Annotated in this window: 20 protein-coding genes; 14 read left to right on the top strand and 6 right to left on the bottom strand. The window is 40.4% G+C overall.

Features of this window, described 5'->3' with window-relative positions:
* Positions 1-213 precede the first annotated feature (213 nt).
* Positions 214-1152: a lipoyl synthase gene (lipA, locus tag DC077_RS00085; RefSeq protein ID WP_109217704.1), complete on the bottom strand. Its 939-nt coding sequence runs from the start codon at positions 1150-1152 to the stop codon at positions 214-216.
* A 229-nt stretch (positions 1153-1381) separates the two neighbouring features.
* Between lipA and DC077_RS00090 the strand changes: the two genes are divergently transcribed.
* Complete coding sequence (locus DC077_RS00090) at positions 1382-1615, top strand: DUF3079 domain-containing protein (RefSeq protein ID WP_094567027.1); 234 nt, start codon at positions 1382-1384, stop codon at positions 1613-1615.
* Between the two features lie 15 nt (positions 1616-1630).
* Here DC077_RS00090 and DC077_RS00095 read toward each other — a convergent pair whose 3' ends face one another.
* Positions 1631-2674: a PfkB family carbohydrate kinase gene (locus DC077_RS00095; protein WP_162297628.1), complete on the bottom strand. Its 1044-nt coding sequence runs from the start codon at positions 2672-2674 to the stop codon at positions 1631-1633.
* A 718-nt stretch (positions 2675-3392) separates the two neighbouring features.
* On the opposite strand from DC077_RS00095, the gene DC077_RS00100 reads away from it, so the two are divergent.
* The 3 genes from DC077_RS00100 (at position 3393) to DC077_RS00110 (ending at position 4634) form a co-directional block, all read left to right on the top strand.
* On the top strand, positions 3393-3911 hold the full coding sequence (locus tag DC077_RS00100; protein ID WP_109202271.1) for an adenine phosphoribosyltransferase: 519 nt from the start codon (positions 3393-3395) through the stop codon (positions 3909-3911).
* A gap of 208 nt (positions 3912-4119) precedes the next feature.
* Entirely contained in the window at positions 4120-4317 is a 198-nt protein-coding gene (locus DC077_RS00105) for a hypothetical protein (protein ID WP_109202270.1), read from the top strand.
* Positions 4318-4331: 14 nt separating this feature from the next.
* On the top strand, positions 4332-4634 hold the full coding sequence (locus DC077_RS00110) for a DUF2335 domain-containing protein (RefSeq protein ID WP_109217706.1): 303 nt from the start codon (positions 4332-4334) through the stop codon (positions 4632-4634).
* Between the two features lie 41 nt (positions 4635-4675).
* Here the strand turns inward: DC077_RS00110 and DC077_RS00115 are convergent, their stop codons facing one another.
* The 4 genes from DC077_RS00115 to dnaE all read right to left on the bottom strand — a co-directional run bounded on the left by DC077_RS00115 (position 4676) and on the right by dnaE (position 11300).
* A complete protein-coding gene (locus DC077_RS00115) occupies positions 4676-5767 on the bottom strand; it encodes a Fic family protein (RefSeq protein WP_109202268.1) in 1092 nt (363 codons plus the stop codon).
* A gap of 237 nt (positions 5768-6004) precedes the next feature.
* Positions 6005-6712, bottom strand: coding sequence for a DNA/RNA nuclease SfsA (gene sfsA, locus DC077_RS00120; RefSeq protein WP_109217707.1), 708 nt, complete (start codon positions 6710-6712; stop codon positions 6005-6007).
* A 14-nt stretch (positions 6713-6726) separates the two neighbouring features.
* Positions 6727-7695, bottom strand: coding sequence for an AEC family transporter (locus DC077_RS00125; RefSeq protein WP_109217708.1), 969 nt, complete (start codon positions 7693-7695; stop codon positions 6727-6729).
* Between the two features lie 113 nt (positions 7696-7808).
* The gene (gene dnaE, locus DC077_RS00130; protein WP_109217709.1) at positions 7809-11300 is read right to left on the bottom strand and encodes a DNA polymerase III subunit alpha; all 3492 of its coding nucleotides are present in this window, start codon (positions 11298-11300) and stop codon (positions 7809-7811) included.
* A 499-nt stretch (positions 11301-11799) separates the two neighbouring features.
* On the opposite strand from dnaE, the gene DC077_RS00135 reads away from it, so the two are divergent.
* The 10 genes from DC077_RS00135 (at position 11800) to DC077_RS00180 (ending at position 26635) form a co-directional block, all read left to right on the top strand.
* Positions 11800-13134, top strand: coding sequence for a capsular polysaccharide export protein, LipB/KpsS family (locus tag DC077_RS00135; RefSeq protein WP_157953453.1), 1335 nt, complete (start codon positions 11800-11802; stop codon positions 13132-13134).
* A 164-nt stretch (positions 13135-13298) separates the two neighbouring features.
* Complete coding sequence (locus tag DC077_RS00140; protein ID WP_109202264.1) at positions 13299-14414, top strand: KpsE/RkpR family capsule polysaccharide export protein; 1116 nt, start codon at positions 13299-13301, stop codon at positions 14412-14414.
* 189 nt (positions 14415-14603) lie between these two features.
* Entirely contained in the window at positions 14604-15758 is a 1155-nt protein-coding gene (locus DC077_RS00145) for a polysaccharide biosynthesis/export family protein (RefSeq protein ID WP_239990383.1), read from the top strand.
* Positions 15759-16165: 407 nt separating this feature from the next.
* Complete coding sequence (locus DC077_RS00150) at positions 16166-16960, top strand: ABC transporter permease (protein WP_239990384.1); 795 nt, start codon at positions 16166-16168, stop codon at positions 16958-16960.
* Entirely contained in the window at positions 16957-17616 is a 660-nt protein-coding gene (locus DC077_RS00155) for an ABC transporter ATP-binding protein (protein ID WP_109217711.1), read from the top strand. Before DC077_RS00150 ends, DC077_RS00155 begins: the two co-directional genes overlap by 4 nt.
* A gap of 37 nt (positions 17617-17653) precedes the next feature.
* A complete protein-coding gene (locus tag DC077_RS00160; protein WP_109217712.1) occupies positions 17654-19102 on the top strand; it encodes a bifunctional cytidylyltransferase/SDR family oxidoreductase in 1449 nt (482 codons plus the stop codon).
* On the top strand, positions 19099-20223 hold the full coding sequence (locus DC077_RS00165) for a CDP-glycerol glycerophosphotransferase (RefSeq protein WP_109217713.1): 1125 nt from the start codon (positions 19099-19101) through the stop codon (positions 20221-20223). The genes DC077_RS00160 and DC077_RS00165 overlap by 4 nt, the downstream gene beginning before the upstream one ends.
* A complete protein-coding gene (locus DC077_RS00170) occupies positions 20220-21512 on the top strand; it encodes a CDP-glycerol glycerophosphotransferase family protein (RefSeq protein WP_109217714.1) in 1293 nt (430 codons plus the stop codon). The genes DC077_RS00165 and DC077_RS00170 overlap by 4 nt, the downstream gene beginning before the upstream one ends.
* Positions 21513-21526: 14 nt before the next feature.
* Complete coding sequence (locus tag DC077_RS00175) at positions 21527-23062, top strand: glycosyltransferase (RefSeq protein WP_109217715.1); 1536 nt, start codon at positions 21527-21529, stop codon at positions 23060-23062.
* 69 nt (positions 23063-23131) lie between these two features.
* Positions 23132-26635, top strand: coding sequence for a bifunctional glycosyltransferase/CDP-glycerol:glycerophosphate glycerophosphotransferase (locus DC077_RS00180; protein WP_109217716.1), 3504 nt, complete (start codon positions 23132-23134; stop codon positions 26633-26635).
* Positions 26636-26641: the final 6 nt, after the last annotated feature.

A 26641-nucleotide genomic window follows, 5' to 3' on the forward strand; every position in this document is an offset into this window, starting at 1 on the left:
TAGAAACACGATTACAATGAAAGCATCATGACAATAAAAGCATTATTACAATAAAAATATCATTGCAAGAAATTGCAGCGTTCGATAAAAAAGGCGTCTCATTTGAGGCGCCTTTCTTGGTTTTTAATATTTATTGTTATTGACCATTGGTTTATTGATGATCGTTTATCGCTGACCATTATTGTGATGATCATCGATCTGTTACGATCTTTTTTATGCCAATGTATTATCGCCGGCATGGTAGCTTGAACGAACCATGGGGCCGATATGGGCAAGCTTAAAGCCTAAGCGATACGCCTCTTCTTCATATGCCTTAAAGGTTTGGGGGGTTACATAACGTTCTACGGCAAGATGGCCCCCTGAGGGTTGAAGATATTGGCCGATGGTGATCATTTCGATATCGTGTTCACGCATATAACGCATCACCTCCATCATCTCCTCATCAGTTTCACCAACACCGACCATCAATCCTGATTTTGTCGGCACATCGGGATTGCGTGCTTTAAATTTCTTAAGGAGCATAAGCGAGTGATCATAATCTGCACCGGGACGCACCTGTTTATAGAGGCGCGGAACGGTCTCCATATTATGGTTAAGAACATCGGGGGGTGTTTCACTTAAAATATCGATCGCAATATCCATACGACCTCTAAAGTCGGGGACTAAGATCTCAATTTTCGTGTGGGGTGAAAGCGCACGAATCTCACGGATACAATCGGCAAAATGGCCCGCACCGCCATCTCTTAAGTCATCGCGATCGACTGAGGTAATCACCACATAATCGAGCCCTAACATCTTCACCGTCTCTGCTAAGCGCTTTGGCTCTTCAGCATCGAGTGGGTTAGGGCGACCATGGGCAACATCACAAAAGGGACAACGACGCGTACAGATATCTCCCATAATCATAAAGGTGGCGGTTCCTTGATTGAAGCACTCACCAATATTGGGGCAAGCCGCCTCTTCACAGACAGAGTGCAACTTATTATCGCGCAAGATTTTAGTAATCTCACTAAAGCGTTTACCACTAGGGATCTTTGCCCGAATCCAGTCGGGTTTAGGAATGCGCTCCTCTTTAGGAACGGCAACAACCTTAATCGGGATACGTGCGGTTTTGGCAGCTCCGCGTAGCTTTTCACCTTGTTCTAATTTCATTGTTATGGTCACTATTTCGCAGATTAAAAAAATCGATAAGAGACAGTATAACAGGGAAAAGGGGGAAGTTAAGAATTGATCTGGAGAATGATCGAGCAACTCTTTATCACTATTGGCTGGAGAGAAAAAGGGGTGTTGAGAGTAGGCGCTAAGTGGCTTTTATGGCATGATGAAAGAGAATCTTCCACGCTTAGCGAATAGATCGAATGCTATCAGAAGGAGTCTGAAGATGATAAAAGCACACCGAAATGGGATCGGGAATGGGATCAAGAAAAAGCAGCGTATTCCTAAAAACCCTAAACATCCAGAAAGAATCTGTTGGGGCTGTGAGCGTCTTTGTGCTGCTAATAAGATGTTTTGTGGTAATGGCAGTGAGCGCTCGCAACATCCTTGTGAGCTCTTCGGTGAGGATTGGTATCTCTCCTTAACGGAAGAAGAGCTCGCTGATATCGAATTGGTATAGGGCATCATTACCACTTCACCACTTCTGGAAGGTGGCTAACTGCTCAGTAAATTGTTCTGGTAGCGTAACAAATGCGCCGGATTGGGTGCAGATATAGTGGCTTAAATGGTGCGCGAATTGATGTGCTTCTTGAAATGGTGCACCCTGATGAAGGGCGGTAATAAAGGCGGCAGAGAAGCTATCGCCGGCACCGATGGTATCTGCGAGGGCGATCGATTTTCCTGAAAGGGCGGAGTAATCATGCGGGCTCATCACGATACTTCCTTCGGCGCCTAGTGTTAAGAGAATCGCATTGAGTTCAAATCGCTCGATCAGGTGGTAGAGCGTATCTCGAAGTGAGAGCGATTCTAGCTGATAGATCTTCTGCAGATAACGTAGCTCCATCTCATTTAGTTTAAGAAGATCAGCATAACGGAGGAGTTGATCGACGAGTGAAGCGGTATAGTAGGGCGTTCGGAGATTCAGGTCACAAAATCGCATTGCTTGTGGATGATGCTGCAAAATTGAGCGAAAGGTTTCGACGGAGTCAGATTCAGCGGTGGGCTCCTTCTCACCCCTATTCTCACTTCCCCTCACACTTCCAGCTTTATCTCTATTATCACAATATTGCTGTGCTTCAAATCGTGCTTCAAATCGTGGGATAGCAGAGCGCATTGCGAGTGAGCCATAGGCGATAAGGGTTGCAGATTGCGCTTTTTCGAGGATCTCGTCACTCAGCGGAATCTGATCCCAGGCGGCGGGTGTAGCAAATTGATAGTGGGGTTCATCCTCAATCAGGGTGATATCGACGCGGCCGGTGGGAAGTTCATTTCTTGCGGCAATGACCGGAATCTTATTAGCGTTGAGCTGAGCTAATGCTGCATCTCCGAGAGAATCTTTACCGACGGCGGTGACCAGTGTTGCCGGGAATCCCAACTGATTGAGAAAGAAGCAGAGATTACTCGGCGCACCGCCTAAGATTCTCTTTTCTTCTGTTTGATTGCTCTCTTTTTGCGCCTCATCCTGAAAGCAATCCCAGAGTAATTCTCCGAAACAGAGCGCAGTGGCTTGATGATTCATATATCGTTCCCCTCTAAAGTATGCTTTTAAATGATGGCATTCCCAATAATGGGTCATCTTACCAATGAAGCGATAATTTTACGAGATCTGCTAAGAGAAGATTCCACAATGACGAAGTGCCACCTTGCCGGCGCGTAATTTGTGGAAGAACGCAATAGTGAGATCCGGCAACGCATCAGCTTCTGTTTGTTAATCTATATTTTCTATATCCTCTAAGATGATTTCTGGAAGGGCGGGAGAGAACGATTTCGTTCTTTTCACTCCTGCATGCCCGCAGGTCGGCATCTTTGATGCCTATTGCCGGCACGTAGTTTTTGGAAGAGCGTGATAGTAAGGACCGGCAACTCATCGACCTCTCTTATTACAGTGAATCAATTATTTTGCTGGTGATTGGGAATCGCCACCTTGCCGGCGCGTAATTTGTGGAAGAACGCAATAGTAAGATCCGGCAACGCATCAGCTTCTGTTTGTTAATCTATATTCCCCAGATTATCCATATCTTCTAAGATGATTTTTGGAGGAGTTCTTTTTAGGGGAAAGAGGTCATTTTTATCGATCAGTGGTATAATTTCTCTCTATCAGTAGTGGATTAAATTATCGAAGAGGTGATTTAATCGCTATTTAACAACGGCTTAAACTTTCATGAAATAGAGTTTAACCGATTGTTGATAGATACTTTGTAGATAGTTTATGATCATTTAGCGCATGAAGGACCGACATGGATTTAAAAAAGTATATTGCTCGAATCAAGGATTTCCCCGCGGATGGCGTCGATTTTAAAGATGTAACGCCACTTCTCAATGATGTTGCTGCCTATCGCTATGCGATTGATGAGATGAGTCAGTTTGTCAAAGCGTGTGGAGCGACAGTGATTGTTGCACCGGAAGCGCGAGGCTTTATCTTTGCAGCGCCAGTTGCCGTGATGACAGGAACACGCCTCGTTCTTGTGCGTAAGCCGGGGAAATTACCCCGTAAATGCCATAAGGTCGCCTACTCCTTAGAGTACGGTAATAATACACAAGAGATGCATGTCGGTGATGTGAAAGAGAATGATCGCGTTGTGATTATTGATGATGTACTCGCAACAGGCGGTACCATTAAGGCGATTATCGAGATGGTTACGCGGGAGAAAGCAACAGTAGAAGGGATCTGCTTCCTTGCTGATCTCACTTATCTTCATGAACCAGAAGTACTAGAGGGCTACAACGTGAAGAGCCTTCTTAGCTATGAGGATTAGTTCTCACTCTATTGACTCAGAAAATTTTAATAATTTAATAATTACTAATAGACTATTTTATTCATGCACATATTCTAAAACTTAAAATGCGGTTTTAGGGGGGATGTTTTACTTTAATATCTATTATCGATAATATGTCAGTGTGTTATGAGATATTTCTAAGTTAATATCTATAAGTTAATATCTAAAATTTCAAAAGGAGGGAATTATGGCATATGTAAAAAGAGGATTTTCAGAATCCTTATTGCATTTATTCAATTTTTTTCCCACTATCGTTGTATCAAGTCCAAAAAGTTATAAAGAAGCTTTAAGATCTGATGTAGAAAAATGTGGTGAGGATTTAAATAATTCTATCATTTGGTATACATCACAATTATCAGATGTTAAGAAGAAAGATTCAGTATAAGATTCGAATAAATAATGGAAGAGATTAAAGACAGTATTAGTTTGACTTCTGATGAGATTCTTGAAATGTCAGATCAAGATATAGAAGAGGCCATTCAAAAGAATCCTGAATTATTGAAGGATGCTGTTTTGGTTCAGCGGATGATGAAAAAATTTTCAGGTCCAATTCCGCATCCGGAGATACTTGAGGGTTATAATCAGATTTGTCCCGGCAGTGCCGAAAAAATTATCAATCACTTTGTGAAAGAACAAGATCATCGCAATCCCCTGAGATTTACCACTAAGCCCAGCTTAACTAGCTGGGCTTATTTTTTGTAATAAAAAACCGCAAACCGTGGGCTAATATTAGTGCTGAAACGCTATTTTCTGTTCAATATATCAATAAGATCATAATTGCGATAGACAATATTTCTTTTCTGATCATTGGGATAAACTATTTTTTGAGAGATGAAATATTTTAGCCATCTATTCGCTGTGGCATTAGTAATTCCTAATGCTTCTTCAATATTTTTAGCAGTAAATACAGGGTGAGAAAATGAGAAAATAAGTATTTTTTGCGCCGTAGAATTCGTACTAATTTTTTCATCTTTCCATAGGCTTGATAACAACTCTTGAACTTCTTTTGCCGTCTTAATATATTTTCGAGCTTGTGTATCAACGCTGGTTAAAAAGAACTTTAACCATTCATACCACTCGGGTTCATCTTTTCTTAAATTATTCAAAAGCGTATAGTATTTAAATTTATTTCTTTCTAACTCTTCGCTCACAAAAATAATACTATTCCCACAAACTCTCTTCTTTAGAAGAAATAGAGTGATTAATAATCTCCCTACACGACCGTTCCCATCTAAAAATGGGTGAATACTTTCAAATTGAGCATGCATTATCCCAGCCATTATTAAGGGGTCAAATTCATCATTAGTTTCATTTAAAAAAACTTCTAAGTTACCCATTAAATCCATCACATTAGATGCGATTGGTGGAATATAAGACGCTCTACTCATATCTCCACCACCGATCCAGTTTTGAACCCTTCTAAACTCTCCTGGAGCACGACTTGCGCCTCTAGAGTTATTTAATATGATTTTATGCAGTTCTTTAATAAAGGAGATTGTAATAGGGTGATCTTGATCTGTTATCTTTTGTACACCAAAATTTAAAGCATCTCGATAATTACGAACTTCCTGAACATCAACATTACCATCTTGATGCGTTGCCTCAACTTCCATAACTTCATCAAGAGTTGCCTGAGTCCCTTCAATTCTTGTCGATTGAACTGATTCTGCTAATGAAAAAACAGAAAACAAGTCGGTTGGAACAACTTGCTTTAATGCTTGTAGGGTATTTAAGCTGTTATGTGCTTTAACCACAATCTTCATCAGATCTAAATGCTCTTCGGCACTTAATGAGATTGGTAATTTTGGCAAATTAAAGGGGATCGCTTTTTTCATTTCATTCCATGCAGTTTACTATCTTAAGATGGTAATATATACCACATTAAGTTAATTTAAACAAAAAATTAACGTAACGATTGGCATGATATTAAATTTGAAAATGTATTTTATTTAGTTTCAATGAAAAATTGTCATCTTGTAATGATTCTTAAAAATAGTGCTGATTGTCAGAATCGTTTTTTCGTAAGTACTTAATTTTATTTCCTATTAAAACTGAAATATAACTAGTAACCCTTAAAGAATCACCGGTAATGGATGGGTGATCTTGATCTCTTCTGGCGTGATCGTCGTCCCGTAGGCGATCACCTCAACGCCTGCGGCGACTGCTTCTCGCAGTAATTTGCCATAAGTGGGATCGATCTCATCTGCCGGACGAACCCCTTTGGCGCCGGTGAGATTAATGCAGTAGAGTAAAATCGCTCGTGTACCACTTTTGGCGAGCGCTGTGAGCTCCCGAAGATGCTTCTGTCCACGTATTGTTACAGCATCGGGAAAAGCGGCAATATCACTCTCCTCAAAACCGAGCGTTACGCTTTTCACCTCAATGTAGAGCTCTTCTCCATCGGTTTTTGTCAGACAGAAATCGATGCGGGAGTTTTCCGTACCATAACGCACCTCTCTTTTTAGCGTAGTGAAGGGGCCGATATCGATTAAGCCTTCAAGGAGCGCCTCTTCTACTAAACGATTTGCATAATGGGTATTGATATTGGCAAGTGCGCCAAAAGGTGTGGTAGCAATCACCCAAGTGCCGGCGGTCCTTCTTTTCGGGTCATTTGCCGGAAGATACCAAAGATCACTACCGGGGAGCAGACAATTTTTCATCGAGCCGGTATTCGGGCAATGAAGGGTGATGATCTCGCCCGAATCGAGCTCAACTTCTGTTAAAAAGCGCTTATAGCGGCGGATCAATCGCCCTTTGGCAAGTATGGGAGTGAATTTCATGCTTCTATTCTCTTTTATCCATGCAGATAGGCAATGAGTGCTGTAACAGTAATTAGCATCCCGACGGTGGAGACCGCTAAAATGGAGGAGGCTTGCTGCTGATATTGTTGATATTTTGTCGCAAGTAGGACGATCATCGGCCCCGATGGCAGTGCGGCGAGGAGTAGACCCTCATCATAGATCAATGCCCCTTTTTGAATACCGAAGAGGAGCGCGATGGCGATAAAGAGTGCTGGCAATCCTACATTTTTTAAGAGGGCGATCAAAAGCACTTCAAAGCTGAGCTTAAAGCGATTAGCGGCAATGGTCATCCCGGCAACAAAGACGGCAACACCGGCAGTAGCTTTACCGATAAGCGTTAGCGAGTGATCCACCACCTCTGGCATTTTGATATCTAAAAAGACTAAGATAAAGGCTAAAAGAGGCGCCCAAACAAAGGGCGTTTTAAAGATTGCTTCATAGAGCGAATGAGCAATAAGCTTGAAGAGAGAATCGTGTTGATCTGCCATTTTTGCCAGGCTCAATTTAATGATAATGGTCGCCAGTGGGACAATTATTACGTTGATTACAAGAGAGATGATACTAATAGCAACACCACTTTCTACCCCATAAAGGCTCCCTAAAAGGGCTGGTCCATAGAAAGGGCCTGCCGAGAAGCTCACCGCGAGGCCGGCAATAGAGGATTCCACGCTATTACGTCTAAAGAGAATTTTTGCCACTAAAAAGCCGACAAAGTAAGCGATCAGTAGTGCGACTAAGAGCGCACCAAAGAGAATAATCTCTTCTAATAGTTGCGCCCGCGTCACCATAATAGTGCCGACGAAGAGCATCGGAGGAAGTGCGATTTTCAAGACAAGCGTGTTGATGGTCGGAATCGGATTAACCTCTGACCCCAATAATTTGGCCTTTTGCGCGCTAAAACCGAAAGCAAGCACAAAAATAATGGGAACAACAACAGCGGCAGATTGTAAAATATGATCCATGAGATGCTCCTTAAAGATTAGATGCCCTTATCCATTATAGAATTATATAGAATTATATATAGAATTATATATAGAATTATAGAGGATTGATTTGTATATAATTGATGAGGGGTTTAACGCTTCCGATAACCCACAGAGAGATCGATCTCATCATGATATTGCTGCTTTAAGCTCACAAGCAACTCATCATCGGCGATCACCTTCTCATTTTGCATCTGTAACACACCGGCACTGCTAGGATTGTGGTATTTAAAGATCAGCTGCAAGCCCTGCTCATCATCACGATGTGGCATGAGCTTTTGGAAGATCTCCTGAACGGTTGCAAGGGAGAGAGGCCGGCGATTCTCGATAAGGATAAAGTGGCCGTGGCGCTCTCGAACTTGTTTTAAGGTCTGCAATTCACTCACCCGAAGTGTCATGCAGTTATTGAAAGCATCCCAGCTATGGCTTCCGCGGATAAAGAGAATAGTGTCGGGTTCGATCTCTTCCCCCGCTTCATTGAGCGCCTCAATCGCCTCTTCATAGAGCCGGAATTCTGAGCGAGCAAGGCCATCATCAAGGACAACGAAAAACATCTTATTACCGGCTTTACTGATCCGAGTATAAAAGGCGGTAACAAGGCCGGCGACAATGACATTATCTTCATTGCGAGAGTGATATTGTGGCTCCGGCATGGCTTGTAGCGCCGTGAGTGTCGTATTGGCCACCTCTTTAATCTCCGCACGATATTGATCGATGGGATGCCCGCTAAAGAAGAAGCCTAAGACCGCTTTTTCCGCATGGAGAAGTTCTTTTTCTGTTAAGGGCATTGCGCTTTGGAGCTGATATTGGGGCTCATCGCTCGGCTCATCACTAAAGAGGCCAAAGATATCGCCCTGACCACTATTCTCATTTTTACGATTTTGATCGGCAAGGCGAATCGCTTCTTCCATCGTGGCAAGAAGTTGTGCACGATAGGCCGCTCGCTCTTGAATGCTCTCTACATCAGGATTGAGGCAGTCGAGTGCGCCGGCACGAATTAAAATATCGATTGCCCGTTTAGTGGTCTTTGAGAGATCGATTCTACGGCAAAAATCGAAGAGATCGAGATAAGGACCATTCTCCTCCCGCTCCTCAATCAGCTGAAGTGCTGCCGCTTTTCCATACCCTTTGAGTGCGCCAAGACCATAGATAATCGCGCCTTCTCTATTGACGGTAAATTGATGATAGGAGTGATTGATGCTTGGGCGGATGATCGGAATCTTCATCGCCAGCACCTCTTCAATGATAATAATAATCTTATCAGTATGATCGAGGTCGGCAGAGAGTACTGCGGCCATAAATTCCGGTGGATAGTGCTGCTTAAGGTAGGCGGTCTGATAGGAGAGGAGCGCATAGGCAGCGGAGTGTGATTTGTTAAATCCGTAGCCGGCAAATTTCTCCATCAAATCGAAGAGACGACCTGCTTTTTCACTATCAAAACCGAGGGTTTCCGCCCCTTGCATAAAGAGTGCGCGTTGCTTCTCCATCTCTTCGGGAAGCTTTTTCCCCATCGCTCGGCGAAGAAGGTCCGCGCCCCCCAAACTGTAGTTCCCAATGATTTGGGAGATCTGCATTACCTGTTCTTGGTAGACAATGACCCCATAGGTGGGCTTTAAGACCGGTTCGAGTTCAGGGAAGGGGTAGATCACCTCTTCACGCCCATGTTTACGGTTGATAAAGTCCTCTACCATCCCCGATTCTAGCGGCCCTGGGCGGAAGAGCGCCACAAGTGCGACAATATCTTCAAAGTTATCGGGCTGTAATCGGCGGAGAAGATCCTTCATCCCGCGTGATTCAAGTTGGAAGACAGAGGTGGTTTGACACGCCTTTAAGAGCTCAAAGGTGGGTTTATCATCGAGAGGAAGCGCATGCAGATCGATTGTCTCTCCGCGATTATACTCAATATTCTTAATGGCCCAATCGATAATTGTCAGCGTGCGAAGCCCAAGGAAGTCAAATTTGACCAACCCTGCGGCTTCAATATCATCCTTATCATATTGGGTGACGAGCGCTGTTGAGCCCTCCTCACAATAGAGCGGGGAGAAATCGGTCAATTTTGTGGGGGCAATGACAACCCCGCCGGCATGACGCCCCACCGATTTCGCTAAACCTTCGAGCTGTTTTGCCAGATCGATCAGAATCTTCACCTCTTCATCTTGATGGTAAAGATCATGAAGCTCCGGCTCCTGCATCATCGCTTTTTCGAGGGTAATACCGATATCCATCGGAATCAATTTCGCAATCCGATCGACAAAACCGTAAGGATGCCCCAATGCGCGGCCAACATCACGAATCACCGCTTTTGCTGCCATCGTTCCATGGGTGGCGATCTGAGAGACCGCTTCCCGGCCATAGCGATTGGCAACATACTCAATTACGCGGTCACGCCCTTCCATACAGAAGTCGATATCGAAGTCCGGCATCGAGACCCGTTCTGGGTTTAAGAAGCGCTCAAAGAGGAGGTCATAGGGAAGCGGATCGAGATCGGTAATCTTCAATGCCCAGGCAACCAGAGAGCCGGCGCCCGATCCTCGTCCGGGCCCCACTGGAATTTGATGATCTTTCGCCCATTGAATAAAGTCAGCAACGATGAGGAAGTAGCCGGGGAACCCCATATTATTGATCACATTGAGCTCAATATCGAGCCGCTCCCAGTAGTGTTGATTCGCTTCACTCTGTTTGCCAATTCGCTTCTCTAAACCGCGATAGGACTCCGCCTTAAAATACTCCTCAATCGTCATCCCTTCCGGAATTGGGAAGGCCGGCAATTGTGGTTTATGGAGTGTTAAGGTGACATTACAGCGTTTGACAAGCTCGATACTATTTTCGATCGCATCGGGGAAGTCGGCAAAGAGCGCCTCCATCTCCTCAATTGAGCGAAGATATTGTTTAGGGGAGTAGTTACGCGGACGATTGGGGTCGAGCATTGAATAGCCCGATTGAATCGCGACACGAACCTCATGCGCTTCAAACTCATCTTCCTGCATAAAGCGGACATCATTGAGCGCAATAAGAGGGAGTTGATGCGCCTCAGCAAAGGGAGCTGCCATCTGGATAAAGCGCTCATCATCTTGCTGTTCAAGGCGTTTGATACCGATATAGAGGCGGTCTTCTAAAAAAGCGGGATAGACACTCTGCAAAAAGCGTTCAGCCGCGGGAGCACCTTGATTGAGCAACTTCTGCCCAAAATGGCTCTCTTTGGCCATAATCACAATCAGACCTGCTTGATACTCCATCAGTTTCTCATGGGTAATATAGGGGACCCCCCGAATCTGATGGTAACGATAGCCGTAGCTTAAAAGCTCTGCTAAATTGAGGTATCCTTGATAATCTTGGGCAATCAAGGTGATTCGACCGACACTATTTTCTTCATCAATCACTAAGCAATCTGCCCCAAAGATCGGTTTAATCCCCGACTTGAGCGCTGTTTCATAAAACTTAATGGCGGCAAATTCATTTCCAAGATCGGTCAGTGCCGCGGCACGCATCCCCATCTCCTTGAGCTTGGCAAAGAGCGGCTTAATCCGAATTAAGCCATCAACCATCGAGAATTCTGTATGAAGATTAAAGTGGGTAAAGGTCATAAATATCTGCTTCACTAATTTGCAAAAAGAGTAGGGCAAAATGATACCACATTCATACACTTTGAGCGGGATCGATGCTGCTCATTCGATCAAATCGAACGATCGCTCTCAATAACCTGCGAAACAACTCAGAGAGCGAGTAGAGCCAGATTCTGATTCAGAACTGATCCAGATACGATCTCGGTACGATCCTAGAAGATCAAAGATAATCGCCTTAAAGATATCTGATGATTATTCGATAATTATCATATAATAAGGAATTTATTTTGGTGTTCGTTTTCGATTGATGTATGATACGGGCGCCTATTGTTAGAGCAACTAATAGAGCAACTAATAGAGCTATGATAGAGCCACGATCGCCCAATAATAGCGTCATTGATAACGTCATGGATAGCACTATTGGGTAGGCAGAATGAGCAGATAAACTCTATCAGTGATAGAGCGAATATAAAATATGGAATATCTCCACGGTAGATGGAGGGGCAGAGAAGGATTGTTTGTGGTCGCAGAGAGAGAACAGCAGGGCAGTCAGCCAATTGAGATCAGACACTACTGGGATGAGTTCCTAGCGGGGAGTGAGCGTATTCTCTTTCTTCAGGGACCGATCGGGCCCTATTTCTTCCATCTTGCGACACATCTAGAGCAGGCGGGCGGAAAGCGCTGCTATAAGATCAATTTTAATGGTGGCGATCTCTACTACTATCCGCTCAAAAATAGGAGAAAGGGCGCAACTTGGAACTATACCGGTAGCGTCTCCCAATTTAAAGAATCACTTAAAGCGCACTTGATAGACGAGAAGATCGATACCGTTGTCTGCTTTGGCGATGAGCGCATCTATCACCAAATTGCGCGAGATCTTGTGCATGAACTCAATCAAGAAGGAATTACGCCTACGCTCACTTTTTGGGCGTTTGAAGAGGGTTATCTGCGGCCGCACTATATCACCTTTGAAAAGTGGGGCGTCAATTACAATAGCCGTATTAATCGTAATACCGAGAGCTACCGACAATTTACCGACTTTACCGAAGTAGATGATCTTGAAAAGGATCTTAATAAAGGGGTCGTCCCCGTTGCCGCCGGTTTTTGGCGCCGAGCAAAGATCGCAATGCGCTACTATAAAGCGATGCGTGATCAGCGGCGACAATTTCCCCACTATCGCCACCATCGAGAGACGCGATTGCATGTCTACGCCTATGCCTGGCTCCTTGCCGGCTGGCGAAATTTACGTTATCGGCGACGTGATCATCAGATAGCTAAAGCGATGGAGGAGGGGCGCTATGGTGATTTCTTTCTCTTCCCCTTGCAGGTGCACAATGATAGCCAGATTATCCAGCATGGGCGGGGAAAGCGGGTGCCTGAATATATTCGGCAAGTGATCGCCTCCTTTGGGCAATATGCAAAACCAGAGGACCGCTTAGTGATTAAACATCATCCGATGGATCGGGGGTTTAATCATTATGGCGCGCTGATTGAGCGCCTTGCAAAGCGCTATAAGGTGGAAGATCGGGTCGATTATCTCTTTGAGATCCCGATGCCTATTCTCCTCCGAGCGACAAAAGGGGTTGTGGTGGTCAATAGTACCAGTGGGCTTTCTGCATTGATCCATAACCTTCCCGTCAAGGTGATTGGTGATGCGCATTACGATAATCCTTATTTAACGAATCAATGTTCTTTAGGTGCTTTTTGGCAACAGTGTCGGACACCGAATAGCCAATATGTGAAGCGTTATCTCTATGCTTTAAAGTTTAAGAGTCAGATGAATGGGAGTTTCTACTATGCGGAGCAATTAATGATGCCGGCGGTAAAATTTTCCGACTCCGACTCTAAATTTTGATACTATCTATGAACGATTTTGTCAGAAGCATCGTCTGCTTTTTTGGCAAAAAAGCGGTAGAGGTCAAGAGATCATTAAGAGATCATCAAGAGATCATGTTAAAAACCGAGATCGAATCGCTATCTCCTTAACCGGAAGAGCCTCTTTATAAAGTATGTCAAAGTATGTCTAAAAAAATAAAATCGATTTTAAGTAACAAACTTTTTGTCGCGATTGTGATCGCACCCTTTCTTATCTCGCTACTCTACTTAACGATTTTAGCGGCGAATCGCTATGTCAGCTCGGCGCAGATTGTTGTACGCCAACAAGAGAGCGGGCAACAGGCGGGGCTTCCTGGGCTTGCGATGTTGATGGGGGCGGTGGATCCCGTCTCGCGGGAAGATACGCTCTATCTGAAAGAGTATATTGTCTCGCATGATATGTTGCGGATACTTGATGAGAAGCTCAATTGGAGTGAGCATTATGCCGGCAGATGGTACGATCCGCTCTATGATATCGCGATCGATGCCCCCTTAGAGGATAAGCTAAAATTTTATCAGCGGATGGTGACCACCCACTATGATGAGACAACGGGGCTTCTCCAGGTGGAAGTGGCCGCTTTTGCCCCCGATTATGCGAAACGCGTTTTAGAAGAGATCATGGTGCAAAGTGAGATCTTTGTGAACAATATCACCCGCTCCATGGCGGATGAACAGCTCGCCTTTGCCCAAAGAGAGCTCGGCGCTGCGACCGATCGTTATGAGAATAAGCAGGCAGAATTGGTCGCTTTCCAGAATCAATACAATATCTTTAATGCCGAAGTGACGGCAGAATCGCTCAATCAGATTGTCGCGAATTTAGAGTCGGCAATTGTTACAGAAAAAGCGCGTCTCAATGCCTTAAAATCGCGCCTCTCTCACAATGCGCCGCAGATTAAAGCGCAAGAGAATAAGATCAATGCGCTTATCAAGCAGCTTGAAGCAGAGCAGCGAAAAATTACCACGAGTGAGATTACCGAAGATGATCTCCTCAATACCATCGCCTTTGAGTATCGCCGGCTACAGGTCGATCTCTTAGTGGCAGAGGAGTTCTATAAAACGAGCTTAGCGGTGGTCGAGAATGCGAAATTAGAGACGATTAAAAATATCCGCAGCCTGATCGCTGTGGTAAAACCCAATTTACCGGAAGAGGCGAGTTATCCGCGCCGAATCTATAATTTAATGACCATTTTAATTGTGTTACTCCTACTCTATGGCGTTAGCCGTTTTGTAATCGCTTCGATCAATGATCATCGTGAATAGCGATCGCGCTTAAAATAAAGATCCAACGGGAAGATCTCATTGGAAGATCTCATTGGAAGAGGCGATGGGAAGATGTGATCACCGTAGTGCAAAAGCGCGCTAGCAATTGCACATGGGACTAGAACGGATGAGCCGAAGTTGAGAGTAACCCTAATCAATAAGATTCTAACGACACACTGAGGTTGTTTAATGATGAGTATGATAAAAGATCAACCGATACGCCAACTATTGCGTATCTCCACCATTGTGATGCCGCTCCTGCTTGCCGGCTGTTCCGGCGTGATCTCTGCATCAGGGCCGGGCGCCTCCTCCATTATCAATCAACAAGATCAGATGACGGAAGAGGGGCCAAAAATTGTGGGCGGTTATGAGTTTATTGAGCTCAAGCCGGCCACCATCGCCCAATATATGCGCCCAAAGAGCACAAAGCTCAATACCGCCATTAGTAAACCTACCGTCCCTGATCTCCGTTTAACACCGGGGGATGTGATCAGTGTCATGATCTCCGATAGTGCCGAAGATGGCGCGCTCTTTGCGCCACTCTCTGCTGGCGGCACCACCTTCAATAAGGTGCGCTTAAGCCGAAATGGCTCTATCTCCCTCCCTTATGTCGGTATTGTGAATCTCAATGGTTTAACAACAACTCAGGCAGAAGCAAAAATTCAAGAGCAATTGAAGAAGTTTGTAACCGACCCACAAGTCTTCCTCAATATTACCGGGGATCTTGGCGGTTCTGTTCTGGTGGCGGGGGATGTTAATAAACCTGGGCGCTTCTCGACATTAGAAGGGCCTTTGACGATTCTCGATGCCGTCAATCTTGCCGGTGGTCCTAAGTTAGAACCCTATCTTGTGGATGTAGTGGTGCGTAATGGCCGTAATGTGACCCGTTATAACTATGCCGATCTCTTAAATGGGCTCAACCACCCGATTACCGCCAATAGTGAAGTGGTGGTCGAGCGTGCAAAACAACGCTTTGTGGCGATGGGTGCAGTGAATAAACCCGGGCTTCATGATTTCCCCTCACGCAATCCGAGCCTGCTCGATGTCTTAGGGACAATCGGCGGTTTGAGCGATCAAAAGGCCAATGCCACCGGTGTCTTTATCTTTAGGCTATCGGACGGTACCACTTTTGATGCCGCAACCAATACCATCACGGCTAAAGAGAAACCGCGCGTCTTCCAGCTCAATATGAAAGACCCCACCTCGCTCTTTGTCGCGCAACAATTTTTGGTACAACCAGAAGATGCGATCTATGTCACTAACGCAGGAACCTATGAATTCCAAAAGTTAATCGCCCCTATCTTCCAAGTTCTTCTTTTAGGAAATAGTGCCAATAACCTCTAATCAAAATAGTGATGATTAATCCCTCCTCTCTGCTATATAAGCGTGGAAGGATAAAAGTTAAAAGAGCGATAGGGCTAATCTCTATCGCTCTCTTTCTGAGGTTTTTATAGTTTTAAGATATCGGGGTCTAAATTAACATTAAATATTATTTTTTAACAATAAAGATCGACTCAAGGGGGCTAAATAACAGTTCTATTCTAGATTTTTATAAAATGATTAAAGCTGTTAAATATCAATTAATATATAGCCCGTTTCATAGTACAATGTTGCGGTAAAATTTTTATCTTTTCGCAAAAATTGCATATTCCCGCCACTTTTTACGATAGTGCCGGCATTTTATAAAGAATAATATAGGCGCAATAACACCTATTAGCGCACCTAATCATAGATTCTAAGAAGAGGAGAAGATGAGTTCCATATCCAGAAGAAGTCCTTGGCAGATTATGCAAGATGTGCTCTTTGCTCTTGTTCTGCGCGAATACCTCACCCGTTTTGGTAGCCGGCGGATGGGCGCTTTCTGGATGCTCTTTGAACCTGCCGCCCATATGGGGGTGATGATCTTCATCTTCACCGTGATTCGTGCACGCTCCGTCCCAGGGATGGATTACCCCATGTTCTTCTTAACCGGGATGCTCCCTTTCTTCCTGATGCGCAATATCATCTTTAAATTGATGGATTCGATCGGCGCCAATCAGGCACTCTTTGCCTATCCCAATATTAAAATATTTGATACCTATGTCGCCCGTGTCTTAGTGGAACTCTCCATCTCAAGCACGATCTACGGCATCTTTATCTTTATCTTTGGTTTCTGGATCGGTTACGATGTGGCGGTTGCTTACCCGCTAGAGTGGCTCTATTCTCTCGTAATTGCTATTCTCTTTGCTTTTGGTTTGGGGATTATCTTCTCTGTCTTAACGGTGATGCTACCCAATCTTAAATCCTTTATTCGGATCGTGTTTCTGCCGATCTATCTGATCTCTGGGGTGATTTTCCCCCTCTGGATTATTCCCGAACAGTACCTCCCTTGGTTACTCTGGAACCCATTTGCGCATATTATCAGTAATATTCGCGAAGCGGTTTTTGTCAATTACCCTGTTATTCCGGGCATGAGCCAAAGTTATCCCTTCTTCTGCACCATGATCACCCTCTTTATCGCCTTAGCGCTTTATCGTCTCCGCCGGCAGAGGTTATTAGTGAAATGATTAAGATCGAGAATCTCACCAAATCCTACCTGCACCATAAAGCAGGGCGCAAATATGTCTTTAAGGATCTCTCCTTTATTATCCCGAGCGATAAAAATGTCGCCATTATCGGTAAAAATGGCGCGGGGAAATCAACATTGATGAATCTACTTGCCAAGGTAGACTCCCCCGATAGCGGGCGGATCATTACCGATAAAACCATCTCTTGGCCCGTGGGCTTATCTGGCGGTTTCCAAGGCTCTCTCTCTGCACGGGAGAATGTGAAGTTCATCGCCCGTACCCAAGGCTTTCGCGGGAAGGAGTTATATGAAAAGGTCGCCTTCGTAGAGGAATTTGCAGAAATTGGCGATTATTTCGATCTCCCCACTAAAACATACTCATCAGGAATGCGTGGGCGCGTCGCCTTTGGCCTCAGCCTCGCATTCGATTTTGATTACTACATCGTCGATGAGGCGATGTCCGTAGGTGATGCCCACTTTAAAAAGAAGGCGAGCCAAGCTTTCAAGGATAAAGTCGGGAAAGCGAATATCATTCTGGTCACCCATGGGATGACACAAGTAAGAACCATGTGTGACCTAGTCATTATCTTAGATAATGGCAAAGCCGAGATCTACGATGATGTGGAAGAAGGCATTAAGATTTATCAAAATTTGTAACTTTTAAATTATTAATGAATATTATAGAAGGATTGTTATGTCAAAAGTAGTAGGCGTAATTTTAGCGGGCGGTGTTGGTGCGCGCATGGGGTTAGGATACCCAAAGCAATTTGCTAAAATTGCAGGTAAGACTGTCTTAGAGCATACCTTAGATATATTTCAGTATCATGACAATATTGATGAAATTATTGTTGTTGCTGTCCCTTTTTATGAAGAGGGGATTAGAAAGATAGTACTGAATGGTGATTACACCAAAGTAACGAAAGTGATTAATGGAGGAAAGGAGAGAACAGACTCTACTAAGTCGGCACTCTCTTCCTTGCATAACTATCCAGAGTCAACAAAATTGATTATTCATGATTCTGTCCGTCCATTACTATCTGCGCATGTGATCGATGAATGTATTAAAAAGTTAGATAGCTATAATGCGGTAGATGTTGTAATCCCTTGTTCAGATACAATTGTAAAGCTTAATTCAACGCATGATGAAATTATTGAAATTCCAAATCGATCGGATTTAAGACAAGGGCAAACACCACAAGCGTTTAATTTAGGCACGTTAAGAGAAGCTTATAAACGTTATGAAGCGCTAAAGCTTTCCGGAACCTGTGACTGTGGTATTGTTCTTAAGGCATTGCCGGAAGAGAAGATTGCAGTTGTATCGGGTTCAGAAACGAATATTAAATTAACACAATCTGTTGATCTCTTTTTAGCAGATAAACTCTTCCAGAGCCGTAGTAATTGCACGTTAGAGCAACTCTCTTCTGCCGACATATTCCAAAAACTTAACGGTAAAGTAATTGTTGTTTTTGGAGGTAGTTACGGTATTGGTGCGGAGATTATTGAATTAGCAGATCATTATAAAGCGAAAAGTTATAGTTTTAGCCGTAGTAGTGGTGTGAATGTTAAGGATATCACCTCAATTGAAAAAGCATTGGCGGATGTCTATAAAAAAGAGAAGCGGATTGATTATGTGGTAAATACAGCGGCGATCTTATCTAATCAGCCTTTAGATCATATGGAAGCCTCTCAAATTGCAGAGATGGTGAGCATTAACTTAACAGGAGCTATCAATGTAGCATTAGTCGCTAAAAAGTACCTTAAGAAAAGTAGAGGTGCTCTTTTAAACTTCACCTCTAGCTCTTATACTCGTGGCCGGGCATTTAGTAGTGTTTATTCTTCTACTAAAGCAGGTGTGGTTAATCTTACTCAAGCACTTGCTGAAGAGTGGATGGATGAGTCGATACGCGTAAACTGTATTAATCCAGAGAGAACGAAAACACCAATGCGTTTAAATAACTTTGGAATCGAGCCGGAAGATACATTGTTAGATGCTCAAACAGTCGCATTTGCATCCTTATTAGCATTAATTAATAATACAACCGGAAATGTGATTGATGTTAAAAGAAAGGATAAGCAATTTATCGATTCTATTTTAGATATTAAAAGTGAAAAAGATGAAGATTGGGTCTCTGAGTTGATATGAAATCAAGATATCCCTACGCACTCTATTTAGATAGTAAAATATTGGGGACTGCAACGCAGTTACTCTCTTTCTTTGAGCAAGAAATATTTTCTAGGGATAATACGATTATCTATTTAAAAAGGTATAAGGAGTCTGCTGCTTCCTTTCAAAAAATATTTGAAAGAGCGCGGGTTCCTTACCAGTTTATGCGTCCTTCCGAATTGGATCAATTATCAGGTCAAATAATATTTTATGCCTTTAATGCCCAATCTAATTGTCGCTTAGTGGCAAATCGTAAGTTAAAACATATTTTTATTACTCATGGTGAGAGTAATAAGGTCTCATCTATCAAGCCGATTATCCGCATCTATGATCATGTCACAATGGCGGGACAATTAAGTTTAGAACGATATTATAAAAGCGGTTTATTCGATGAAGATGATTATAAAAAAGGTCGCTTAATTTTAGTAGGTGATACATTTATAGGAAGAACCGGGTTTTCTTTGTCAACTAAAGCTACCCCGGTTCTTTTTTATGCTCCGACGTGGGAAGGCGGGTTAGCTACAGAAAACTACTCAAGCTTAAAAAATATTGAGTTAGTTAAAAGTTGTCTATTACAAGCATTAAAACAACTAAATATTAATAGAATAGTGATTCAGCCACATCCTAATCTAGGGCATAGGACGAAAAAGTATCTGGATAAATTAATAGAGTTGATACTTTATCTGAAAAAGTCTGGGGTAGAAATCTATTTTCATCATAATGAGATATCAATTAGTTTTATTCAAAAAATAAAGATACAACGTTCAGGGGTAAAAATAATAGAGCCCTCTCATCTTAAAAATTATTACGCTAAACATGCATTTGTTGATATATCAGCAATAGAAAGCCAATGTATTAATGAGTTAATACCTTACTTCTCTTTTTATGATGAAATTAATTTACGAGAAGATATTCCGACTATCTATTTAGATCGATATCAAAAAGTAGGAGTAGAGGTTAATCAAAATGGAATAGAGCTAGATCTCAAAAATGGGGGTTATAATCTCTTTTCATTAAAAGAAGCTCTCTTTAATAATACTCAAATAGATTCAACACAAGTTTTAAATAAAAGAATAACCTTATTAGAGGAAATAGTATGAGTAAGTTGACAAAGTTAATAAATAATCCGAATCTGTTTTTTAGAGACTTTTTTGATAAACGTTTAGGTAATAAAAAAAGCTCTGCTCCAGTATCAAAGTCTAAGCCTCTTAAAAAGGCAGCGCCTAAAGCACTAGTAAAGGCTGACTTAGATATTAGTAATGTAAATATTTATAAAAAGATTGTGCATATTATACATACAGGTGAGGGAATGACTCATGGTCCCTCACATTTGAATATGTGGATACCCCATTTTTTAAAAAATGGTAATGATTTTATGGTCTTAGTTAGAAATCAAGCTCTATTTGACTGGATGAAAAAGAATCACCCTTATGTTGATGTTGCTTATGCAAGACGACCAATAGATGTAGAAGACCTATTAATGCAACTTGCGTATGTTAAAGCTTTTTACTATTTATCTAATACCGGTAATTTAATTCATTCCTTAAGATATAATAATTATAAACATATATTTTTAGGGCATGGAGATAGTGATAAAGCAGCAAGTGCGCATAAGTTTTTTCGAGTTTATGACGAAATCTGGGTGGCTGGGCAGGCGCATATAGATCGATTTAAGAATGCAAGTTTTGAAACTAAACATATGAAATTTGTGAAAGTTGGTCGGCCTAATATGTTAGAAGCTCTTCTCGCATCTGTTACTCCATGGGAGAATCGTTTTCCTGATATTAGAGTGCTTTATTTACCAACTTGGGAAGGGGTTTATGAAGAAAATAATTATTCTTCTGCTCGAATATCAGTAGTAATGTTATCCGAATTACAGAAAAAATTTGGGGTATATCTATCTGCCAAATTTCATCCCGTAACGGGAAGTAGAAATAAACTTTTAGAAAATATTGATGATAAAGTTTCTAAAGCGTTAGCAGAAGTCGGTGCAAACTTTTATATTGCTTCTAAAGAGGATGATTTATCTCGCCTCATTATTGATTCCAATGTTTTTATATGCGATATATCGGCAGTAGTTTCTGAATGTATCGCTGCTAATGGACCTATTTTTGTATATATCCCGTCTGACAAAGAAATTGTTAAGTCGAATAGTAATTTAGATTATTCAGATTATGCATATGTATTCTCAAGTATCGATGAGTTATTTATGTTATTTGAGCAAGTCGTGATTAAAGGCGATGATTATCTAGCTGAGGAACGTTTAAAAGCAAGAGATTATTTATTGAGTGTAAATGAAACTCGTGAATGCATGTTTTCAAGTCAACTACAAGAATTATCAGGAGATAATTTCTCTTATGTTGTAGAAAGAGAAGATATTGTTCAATAATTTTAGAGGTATATATGAAAAATATATTAATGATTGTACACTCATTAAAATTTAAGCAGGGTGGGATAACCGGAGTTATGCTCAATAGAACTCATATATTTAATGAGTTATTAGGGTATAGTTCTAGGTTTTTAACATTTGATTCTGAAACGGACTATGAAAAGCTTGAATTAGCTTTTAAAGAAAGTGGTAGAATGCACAAAGACTCTAAAATTATCAATCTATATGATTTTTATCGAGAAAAAAACACTCTGAATAAAGCTGCTCCATTAGTGAATGATCGGAATAATAAAGATGTATTTATTATTCAAAGTCAATTTTATGAAAGTAAAAAATTTTTAAGATATTTCACTTTTGAAGGAAAGTTGGTTAAAACAGAATACTTTACAACTGAAGGATCCTTACATAAGGAAGAGTTTTATGATAGCTCTTTTGGTGTATCTCAGATTAATTATTATAAAAATAATATTAGGATTAAGAGTATAAGATGTGAGCAGAATAGTGTAGTAGAAGAAAAGCTTTATACGGCTGATGGTTTTTGTTTTTTTTCTAGGTTTAATAGACTGGGGAATAGTGAAAAAGAACATTTGTTTTTATTTGATCGATTAAGCAAGAAAGCTATTGGATTTAATAGTCGCAATAAACTTTACGCTTATTTTATTGAAGAGTTATGCACCAGTCATAAAAAAGAAGATAACATAGTTATAAATGATGGTCCTGGCTCAGTATCGAAAATAATGTCAATGGACCCAACAAAAGCACTAAGGTTTTTGACAATACATACTAATCATTATCAAGCACCATATAAGTATGGTGCACCAATAAAAAAAGATATATTTTCGACAATTGATAATGCTGGAAATGTAGATGGCATTATTGTTCTTACAGAGCAACAACGAAATGATATAGTAAAGCAATTCGGGTATCCTGAGAAGTATTTTGTGATACCAAATACTGTTAATTGTAGTAAAAAACCTTGTAAAAAGACAATAAGAAATAAAAAAATCATTAATGTAGTTTCTCGTTATGCTTCTTCTAAGCAATTAGATCATATAGTTTTATCAATTAATCTTTTAAAAGAAAATTATAATTTAGACTCATCTAAGTTGCACGTTTCTTTATTTGGTATTGGTACTCAGGAGGAGTATTTACGGAGCTTAGTTTTGAAATATGAATTGCAGCATATTATATCAATAAACTCATACGCTACCGATATAGATGAAGTATTTCATAAGTCTGATATAACTCTGATGTCCTCAGTATACGAAGGTTTTGGTTTAACAATTATAGAGGCGATGTCTAATAAAACACCGGTTATTAGTTACGATATTAATTATGGCCCAAGAGATATTATCACTGATGGCAAGGATGGCTTTTTAGTAAAGTCAGGTGATATTAAAGGACTAAGTAAAAAAATTTATGAGGTTTTGTTCAAAAACTATAGTTCTTTGCCTAATATATCTGAGAATGCTTATTATAAAGTAAAAGACAAGTTCGATCATAAAGTAGCATCTGAGTTATGGTCTGATTTATTTAATAATTTCAAATAAGATTAGTATGATATTTGTAATATTTAACTAAAATTAACACATATAAAAAAGTAAACATCAGGATTTAAAATGAATAAAAAAAACACTCTCCGTATAATGGATAAGAGCATGCCTTTAGTATCTATAATAATACCAGTATATAATGTAGAAAAATATTTAAAAGAGTGTTTGTTAAGTATCCAAAGACAAACTTATCCTAATTTAGAAATTATTTTAATTAATGATGGCTCTACAGATAGCTCATTATCTATTGCAGAGGAATTCGCTAATCTAGATGAACGAATTATTATTTATTCCAAAGAAAATGGGGGGTTGAGCTCTGCTCGTAATAAAGGTATTGAGTTAGCAACTGGAAAGTATATTTGGTTTATTGATTCTGATGATTTAATTCAAAAAAATGCAGTTAAAGTTTTTGTAGATATATTAGAAAAAACAGGTTCAGACTTTGCTGTAGGGTCATATTGTCGATTTAATTCGTTTGGCTATATGCAAGCGGCTCATTGGATTAGACAGGCTCATCACGCTAAGCAAGAAAAATTAAAACTGCAAGATTATACTGATATATTAGTCAATGCAATTGCTTGTAGTAAGATGATAAAGAGAGAATTTATTTTAAAGAATAATCTCTACTTTCCAATTGGTGTTCTATACGAAGATCAATTGTGGAGTGCGAAGTTATATAGCTCTGCAAAAGCATTCGATATCTTACCTGATATTATATATGACTGGAGAGTAAGGGATGATATGTCATCGATATCTCAACAGTCAAAAAATGTAGATAATTTAAAAGCTATACTGACAGCCGTACTGACCTCATTAGAGGAATTTGATAGGCAAGGGCTTTCTGATGTAGCTCGAGATAGAGTTGTTCAGTTCATGTCAAATAACATGAGGGAATATTTATCTTGCATAGATTATGCTGGCATAGAGTATATGGAGGAGTTATCTGAAAAGCTTACAACAATGACGCAACGTTTATCATTATCTGATTGGAAAGATATTCCTGCTCATCTTGCTGCATTGCAATGGCTATTAATCCAGAAAGATTTTGATAAAGTTCGGGAGTCCTTAGATTTAGGCATTAGAAATACCAATACTATGTCTGCTATTGCACAAGATCAGTCTATTGTATTAAAGGTCCCTTTCTGGAATGATCCCGAAGTATCTTATCCTCAAGAAGTGCTCTCATTAAAAGAAAATCAATATGTACCCAATATTGAGTTACGTAAATCTTATTGGATTGATAGAAACCAGTTGTTTTTGGAGGGATGGTCATATGTACCATTATTAGATCCTAATGATGAGAATCTAGAAGTACAAGTGTTTTTAGTGTCGGAACAAGATCAAGCTAGTCAAATAGAACTAGATGTCAATTGGTTCTGTCATTCTCAGTTGGATCGCATTAGTAATCATCAGATAAATGATTATCGACGCTGGGGATTTAGATTATTTTTAGATATTGATCAACTAAACTTGCAACATAAATATAATTATAGACTCAATTTTGTATTTAATATTAATAATACTCAGAGAGTTGAAAGTTTAAAAAAGATAGCAACTTGGGGAGCTGCAGGAAAGATCCAGCCTAGTAATACTGATTTAGGAGTTGGAGTAAGATTTACTAGCAGTAAAAAAGATAATGCCTTTTTATTATCGATAGAGAAAAAAGAGATATTTGCTGAAGCTATTTATCAGGATAATAAATCTGTTGTCTTAAATATTCGTTCAAGCAGTGAACTTGCTGCTGTTAAAATTATAGAAATAAACAAAAAGGGTTTAGAATCTAATTCAGTATTATTCAATATATCAGGTATTGGTGATAAAAAATATATATGCCGTATAGATGGGAATATGACTAAAAGTGCAGACTTTGATCATTGGCTGATTAGAGCAGTAGATAAGTATGGTGTATTAAAAATAATAGCTTGGCCTCAATATATTGACTATCCAATTGAATTAAGGGGTAATAATTTTAAATCTGTAGTATATCAAACTGCTTATGGTAATGTAGGGCTTAGAGAGTTAGTAGAAACCTATTATTTTAAGGAAATGACTGAGAAATCTAATAGTCTACTTTTAGAAGGTAAACTTTATGGTGTAGATGCGATTAATAAAATCAGCGTGATTTTATCTTCAGATAAAACTCAGATCGAGTGTGAAGTTAAATGTATAAACCATGAAAAAACTATCATAGAAATACCTTATACTAAAGATTTTTATGGGCAAAAGACCTTTTTATCTCCTGGGCATTATAAACTAATAGTAAATGTCAATAATAAAGAAGTTAGATATCTATACTCTGCTTCAATTGCGCAGTTGCTCCCTAACTGGTTAAATGCCCAAAGTCCTATTGTGGGACGAATTGAAAGCCATCCAACACAAAATAATTTAAATTTAATTGTACAGCCATCTATTCCTCTAAAGGAGCAAGGTGCGAGAAAAATACATGAATATGTTTTAGGACACCAGAATTCTGAAAATATCATAGACGAAAAAATAGTATTCTTTAGAACTTATTATGGTGAGTCTACAACATGTAATGCGGTAGGTATTCATAAAGAATTATATAATAGAAATGAAGGCTACAAATTATACTGGAGTGTCAGAGATAGCTCAGTTAAAGTCCCAGAGGGCGGAATTCCCATTGTAGAGAAGAGTAAGGAGTGGTTCGAGTTATATAGTAAGGCTAAATATATCATTGATAATACGCATCAACCAGAGTTCTATAGTAAGAAGAAAGGGCAGATAGTTATTGCTACTTTTCATGGTTATCCATTTAAGCTTACAGGAATACCTTATTGGGAAGCAAATGATTATCCTCAAAATAGAATAGATTCGTTCTTACGGCGACATGATCAATGGGATTATTTGTTATCTCCTGCTCCTTACGCGACACCCATATTAAAAAATGTCTTCCCATCTAAAAATGCCAAGATACTTGAAATTGGTTATCCTAGAAATGATGTTTTTTTTGCTGAAGAAAGGGATAATATTAGGAGAGATGTGCGTAAGCGACTGGGTATAAAAGAGCATCAAATTGCAATATTATATGCTCCGACATATAGAGATAATTATTCTCTCGATGAGTTCAGAGCGAAAATGATAGATTATTTAGATTTAGAATTTTTAACAAGCTCATTAAATGATAATTATGTCTTTCTTTTAAGGGGGCATATGATGAATACAAGAATGGGAAGTAGCATTGATCTTAATAATAAAATTATAGATGTAAGTGATTATCCTGAAATATCAGATTTATGTTTAGCTTCTGATACGGCTATATTAGATTACTCTTCTTTAAGGTTTGACTATGCTTTAACAGGGAAACCTATGATCTTTTTTGTGCCTGATTTAGAAGATTATTTAGGGGAAATTCGCGGAAGTTTAGTCCCATATGAAGATACTGCGGCAGGACCTTTAGTTAAAACATCTAAAAAAGTTTTATATTGGATTAGTAATCTTAATAAGTGGGATAAGTTTTATCAGGACAAAAGAAAAGAGTTTATTAATACTTATATGCCTTTAGAAGATGGGAAGGCAAGTCAACGTTTTGTTGATGAAGTATTTAAGTAATATGTA

The sequence above is a fragment of the Ignatzschineria cameli genome (assembly GCF_003121895.1).
GTDB lineage: Bacteria > Pseudomonadota > Gammaproteobacteria > Cardiobacteriales > Wohlfahrtiimonadaceae > Ignatzschineria > Ignatzschineria cameli.

Excerpts from the sequence above, each read along its gene's own strand:
- DC077_RS00100 (WP_109202271.1), top strand. The coding sequence starts at position 3,393 with ATGGATTTAAAAAAGTATATTGCTCGAATCAAGGATTTCCCCGCGGAT.
- DC077_RS00175 (WP_109217715.1), top strand. The coding sequence starts at position 21,527 with ATGAAAAATATATTAATGATTGTACACTCATTAAAATTTAAGCAGGGT.
- DC077_RS00095 (WP_162297628.1), bottom strand. The coding sequence starts at position 2,674 with ATGAATCATCAAGCCACTGCGCTCTGTTTCGGAGAATTACTCTGGGAT.
- DC077_RS00150 (WP_239990384.1), top strand. The coding sequence starts at position 16,166 with ATGAGTTCCATATCCAGAAGAAGTCCTTGGCAGATTATGCAAGATGTG.
- DC077_RS00155 (WP_109217711.1), top strand. The coding sequence starts at position 16,957 with ATGATTAAGATCGAGAATCTCACCAAATCCTACCTGCACCATAAAGCA.
- lipA (WP_109217704.1), bottom strand. The coding sequence starts at position 1,152 with ATGAAATTAGAACAAGGTGAAAAGCTACGCGGAGCTGCCAAAACCGCA.
- DC077_RS00125 (WP_109217708.1), bottom strand. The coding sequence starts at position 7,695 with ATGGATCATATTTTACAATCTGCCGCTGTTGTTGTTCCCATTATTTTT.
- DC077_RS00115 (WP_109202268.1), bottom strand. The coding sequence starts at position 5,767 with ATGAAAAAAGCGATCCCCTTTAATTTGCCAAAATTACCAATCTCATTA.
- sfsA (WP_109217707.1), bottom strand. The coding sequence starts at position 6,712 with ATGAAATTCACTCCCATACTTGCCAAAGGGCGATTGATCCGCCGCTAT.
- DC077_RS00105 (WP_109202270.1), top strand. The coding sequence starts at position 4,120 with ATGGCATATGTAAAAAGAGGATTTTCAGAATCCTTATTGCATTTATTC.
- DC077_RS00170 (WP_109217714.1), top strand. The coding sequence starts at position 20,220 with ATGAGTAAGTTGACAAAGTTAATAAATAATCCGAATCTGTTTTTTAGA.
- DC077_RS00090 (WP_094567027.1), top strand. The coding sequence starts at position 1,382 with ATGATAAAAGCACACCGAAATGGGATCGGGAATGGGATCAAGAAAAAG.
- dnaE (WP_109217709.1), bottom strand. The coding sequence starts at position 11,300 with ATGACCTTTACCCACTTTAATCTTCATACAGAATTCTCGATGGTTGAT.
- DC077_RS00110 (WP_109217706.1), top strand. The coding sequence starts at position 4,332 with ATGGAAGAGATTAAAGACAGTATTAGTTTGACTTCTGATGAGATTCTT.
- DC077_RS00160 (WP_109217712.1), top strand. The coding sequence starts at position 17,654 with ATGTCAAAAGTAGTAGGCGTAATTTTAGCGGGCGGTGTTGGTGCGCGC.
- DC077_RS00180 (WP_109217716.1), top strand. The coding sequence starts at position 23,132 with ATGAATAAAAAAAACACTCTCCGTATAATGGATAAGAGCATGCCTTTA.
- DC077_RS00140 (WP_109202264.1), top strand. The coding sequence starts at position 13,299 with ATGTCTAAAAAAATAAAATCGATTTTAAGTAACAAACTTTTTGTCGCG.
- DC077_RS00145 (WP_239990383.1), top strand. The coding sequence starts at position 14,604 with ATGATGAGTATGATAAAAGATCAACCGATACGCCAACTATTGCGTATC.
- DC077_RS00165 (WP_109217713.1), top strand. The coding sequence starts at position 19,099 with ATGAAATCAAGATATCCCTACGCACTCTATTTAGATAGTAAAATATTG.